General features: G+C 60.8%; 7 protein-coding genes and 1 pseudogene. 4 read left to right on the top strand and 4 right to left on the bottom strand.

The window, feature by feature from the left end; genetic code table 11:
* Window positions 1-54: 54 nt before the first annotated feature.
* The 3 genes and pseudogenes from EN939_RS23855 to EN939_RS23845 all read left to right on the top strand — a co-directional run.
* Window positions 55-231 (top strand): annotated as a pseudogene (locus EN939_RS23855) (fumarylacetoacetate hydrolase family protein); the annotation flags it as partial.
* Window positions 232-235: 4 nt separating this feature from the next.
* Entirely contained in the window at window positions 236-523 is a 288-nt protein-coding gene (locus tag EN939_RS23850; protein ID WP_127270135.1) for a hypothetical protein, read from the top strand.
* Window positions 524-527: 4 nt separating this feature from the next.
* Window positions 528-1,064, top strand: coding sequence for a DinB family protein (locus tag EN939_RS23845; protein WP_127270134.1), 537 nt, complete (start codon window positions 528-530; stop codon window positions 1,062-1,064).
* On the opposite strand, the gene EN939_RS23840 is transcribed toward EN939_RS23845, so the two are convergent.
* Window positions 1,061-1,249, bottom strand: coding sequence for a type II toxin-antitoxin system Phd/YefM family antitoxin (locus EN939_RS23840; protein WP_127270132.1), 189 nt, complete (start codon window positions 1,247-1,249; stop codon window positions 1,061-1,063). The two genes, EN939_RS23845 and EN939_RS23840, sit on opposite strands and share 4 nt — an antisense overlap.
* A 57-nt stretch (window positions 1,250-1,306) precedes the next feature.
* Entirely contained in the window at window positions 1,307-2,422 is a 1,116-nt protein-coding gene (gene hppD / locus EN939_RS23835) for a 4-hydroxyphenylpyruvate dioxygenase (RefSeq protein WP_127270130.1), read from the bottom strand.
* Window positions 2,423-2,560: 138 nt separating this feature from the next.
* Here hppD and EN939_RS23830 point away from each other — a divergent pair, with 138 nt between their 5' ends.
* A complete protein-coding gene (locus tag EN939_RS23830; protein WP_127270128.1) occupies window positions 2,561-3,028 on the top strand; it encodes an Lrp/AsnC family transcriptional regulator in 468 nt (155 codons plus the stop codon).
* Window positions 3,029-3,039: 11 nt separating this feature from the next.
* On the opposite strand, the gene EN939_RS23825 is transcribed toward EN939_RS23830, so the two are convergent.
* Complete coding sequence (locus EN939_RS23825; RefSeq protein ID WP_127270126.1) at window positions 3,040-3,378, bottom strand: TIGR01244 family sulfur transferase; 339 nt, start codon at window positions 3,376-3,378, stop codon at window positions 3,040-3,042.
* Between the two features lie 150 nt (window positions 3,379-3,528).
* Window positions 3,529-4,043: metal ABC transporter solute-binding protein, Zn/Mn family (locus EN939_RS23820; RefSeq protein ID WP_164751171.1), on the bottom strand; the 515-nt coding region annotated here is incomplete at its 5' end.

Genomic DNA, 4,043 nt, shown 5'->3' with positions numbered 1-4,043 from the left:
CAGGAACGGCGTTTTGGGTTCGCCTGACACAATGGTCTCGATCATGAGCAGTTCGGCGATGCAGGCTATTCCTGCATCGCCGAACTGCGCATGATCGAGACCATTGTGTCAGGCGAACCCAAAACGCCGTTCCTGCGCTTCGGCGACACGGTGCGCATCGAGATGAAGGACAAAACCGGGCATTCGATCTTCGGCGCCATTGAGCAGAAGGTCGAGAAATACGAAAGGTAAGGGCATGACGGGGGACTATCTTCTGGCCGGTGTCTGGGCACTCGCCATACTGGCGGTCTTCATCCAGGCGATCCGGCTGAGCTACCGCATTGAGGCGCGATCGCCCGGCCTGACCAACCGCAGCGGCTTTCCGCGCAAGGCGATGATGTTCCACACCATCACCAACATGAACGTCGCGCGCGACGAGGAAACGCAAGCCATGCGGCGGCGCATGAACCGGCTTCTGCTGATCGTTCTTGCCGGATTCGCGATCATGGGGGCAGGCTTGCATCTGATGCGGGCAGGGGGATGATCTCGTGAACCTGCTCGACCATCTGCGCCGTATGGCCGGCAACAATCTGTGGTCGAACGACCGGCTCTACCGCGCGGTGCTGTCGCTCCAGCCAGGTGAGTTCGAGGCCGAACGCACCAGCTTCTTTCCATCGATCAAGGCGACGCTCAACCACATCCTTGCGGTCGATCTTCTCTATCTCGATTTTCTCGAAGAGGGTGGTCTCGGTGCTGCCGCCCATGACGACTTCGTGCCCCTCGACGAGCCGGGGGCGTTGTTTGCGGCGCAGGTCGCAGCCGACCGGCGGCTGATCGCCTTTTGCGATAGACTGTCGGCCGACGACCTCGATCGGCAGGTTATCACCGACCGGCGCGAGGACGGCATGATCCCCGAGCGCATCGGCGATATCCTCGCCCATGTCTTCCTGCACGACATCCATCACCGCGGCCAGGTGCACGCCATGCTTTCGGGGACGTCGGTCAAGCCGCCGCAACTGGATGAGTTTCTGCTCTATTATGATGCGAAGCTGAGGGAGAGAGAGGTCGAGCGGTTGGGGCTCTAATTAATCGTCAAGCCGCTCGGCCCTTTCAGAGCAGCGGTGGCGCCGATAGGTCTTTCCTTGCCGGGGGGCGGCAAGAGACGCGCTACGACCCTGCCGCGCCGGGTGATTACGATCTCCTCGCCGGCATTTGCACGCCTGACGAGTTCCGACAGTTTGGCTCTGGCTTCCGTAATAGAGACGTGCACGGCTCGACCTCGCTAGGCCCAACCTTAAGCCAAAGCCGGGCCGCAGCGAGAGTAACCTTACGCCGCTTTGCCGTCCACCTTGATCACGCCGCGCTTGATCTGATCCTGCTCGATCGATTCGAACAGCGCGCGGAAGTTGCCCTCGCCAAAACCTTCGTCGCCCTTGCGCTGGATGAACTCGAAAAAGATCGGGCCGATCACGGTCTTCGAAAAGATCTGCAGCAGGATCTTGGTCATGCCGCCGTCGACGACGCCTTCGCCGTCGATCAGGATGCCGTGCTTCTTCATCCGCTCGATCGGTTCGTCATGGCCGTTCACGCGGTCATACGACATGTCGTAGTAGGTCTCCGGCGGGCCGGGCATGAACTTCAGCCCGTTCTCGGCCAGCCTGTCGGTGGCGGTATAGATCTCGTCGGTGCCGACAGCGATGTGCTGGATGCCCTCGCCATTGTACTTCTTCAGATATTCGGCGATCTGGCTGGTCTCGTCCTTGGACTCGTTGAGCGGAATGCGAATCTTGCCGCAGGGCGAGGTGATGGCGCGGCTCACCAGGCCGGTGATCTTGCCGTCGATGTCGAAGAAATGGATCTGCTTGAAGCCGAACAGATTGCGATAGAAATCCCACCACTTGTCCATCTGGCCGCGATAGACATTGTGGGTCAGGTGATCGAGATAGTAGAAGCCGACGCCTTCCGGCCGTGGGTCGCGAGCGCCCAGCCATTCGAACTCGGCATCATAGGCCGAACCCTTCTTGCCATAGGTCTCGATGAAGTAGAGCAGCGAGCCGCCAATGCCGATGATTGCTGGCACGTCGAGCGCTTTGTCGGCGCCTTCGTAAGGCATGGCGCCCTTGGCAACCGCATGATCGAAAGCGTGTTTGGCATCCACCACCCGCCAGGCCATCGAGGCAGCACAGGGGCCGTGCTTGTCGACGAACTTCATCGCATGCGAGCCGGGCTCGGCATTGACGACATAGTTGATGTCGCCCTGCCGCCAGATGGTGACGTCTTTCGTGCGGTGCTTGGCCACCGCGACATAGCCCATACGGGTGAACAGTTGAGCCAGTTTTTCCGGTTCCGGATGCGCGAATTCGACAAACTCGAAGCCGTCGGTGCCGGCCGGGTTGTCCTTGCCGATCCTGGCGGGCGGGGCGTCGTGCGGGAAGGGACCCATGATATTCCTCCGAAAGCTGGCCTGGCCTGAAAAGGCCATTTGACACGATCATAACGCGGAGGAGGCGCACGGTGCTTGCATTCAAACGCTTGAAATGATGATGTCATGCGTGAAGCGTGCATGATGTGAGGAAAAACCATGGATGAGGCGCGCATTGACCAGTTTGACCGCAAGATAATGGCGCTGTTGCAGGGTGATGCGCGGCTGACCAACAACGATCTTTCGGAGCGGGTGAACCTGTCGGCGTCGCAATGCTCGCGCCGCCGCCAGCGGCTGGAGGAGGACGGCTTTATCAAGGGCTATCGCGCCGTTCTCGACCGCGACAAGCTCGGTTTTTCCCTGGTCAATGTCATTTCGGTGACGCTCGCCACGCACAACCGCGACAATGCAAGGCGCTTCGGCGAGCTGGTGGCGCGGCTGCCCGAAGTGCAGGAAGCGCACGCGCTGACCGGTGAGATGGACTACATTTTGAAAGTGGTGACGCCCGACCTGAAGTCGCTGTCGGAATTCGTCAACGGCGTGCTCCTGCCACACGAATCCGTGCAGCACGTGAAGACGGCGATCGTGCTGGAGACGTTGAAGGAGACCGGCGCGCTGCCGATTTAAGCCCTGGCCGTTCAGCCCTTCGACTGCTGGATCAGCCCATAGAGATTGGTGCAGCGCGCGCCGGAGCGGCAATAGGCGAAGACCGGGCCGTCGAGTTCGTCGAGCGCTTCGGCCTGATCCTCGACATTCTCGGCGGTGATCTGGCCGCTGATCACCGGAATGTAGCGGAAGGCGAGCCCTGCGGCTTCCACCGCCGCCTTGACGGTGTCGGCAGAAGGCTGGCCGGGCTGTTCGTCATCGGGCCGGTTGCAGATGACGCTCTTGAAGCCGGCTTCCTTGATGGCGGCGACGTCCTCAGGCTGGATCTGGCCCGAAACCGAATAGTCCTCGCTGATTTCGCGGTATTCCATGGCAGCATCCTCGCAAACTGGTCAGGCGGCAGTCTTGCCACTCCCCGACATGGGCGGCAATCCGTACCGAAGGAATTCTCTGCCAAATAGACATTGCGTGGCGGAAAATCCAACCGGGCCGATGCGGCCCGGCTGGACGATCCTTCAAACTCAGCTGCCGAGAATGGCGCCTTTGATCTGACGGATGTTGTTGTGCATCATGTCGATGTAGGTCGCGGCCGGGCCGTCGGGCTGCGACAGCGCATCCGAATAGAGCGTGCCGCCGACCTTGATGCCGGTTTCGCTGGCGATCTGTTCGATCAGGCGCGGGTTGGTGATGTTCTCGACGAAGATCGCAGCCGCCTTGTCCTGCTTCACCTGATTGACCAGTTTGGCGACGTCTGCGGCGGATGGCTCGGAGTCGGTCGAGATGCCTTGCGGGGCGAGGAAGGTCAGGCCGTATGCGTGTTCGAAATAGCCGAAGGCGTCATGCGAGGTGATGACGACGCGCTTGCTCTCCGGGATTGAGGCGATCGCCGCTTTCACTTCGCCTTCGACCGCGTCGAGCTTCTTCGTGTAGGCGGCGGCATTGGTCTGGTAGCTGACGCAGCCTTCCGCATCCGCCGCGCAGAAAGCCTCGGCGATGTTCTTCACGTAGATCCTGGCATTGGCGATCGACTGGAAGG

Origin of the sequence: Mesorhizobium sp. M7A.F.Ca.CA.002.05.1.1, from assembly GCF_003998335.1 — a bacterium.
Classification (GTDB): domain Bacteria; phylum Pseudomonadota; class Alphaproteobacteria; order Rhizobiales; family Rhizobiaceae; genus Mesorhizobium.
The sequence above is the reverse complement of the archived record's forward strand: the minus strand, read 5'-3'. Positions and strand labels throughout refer to the sequence as shown.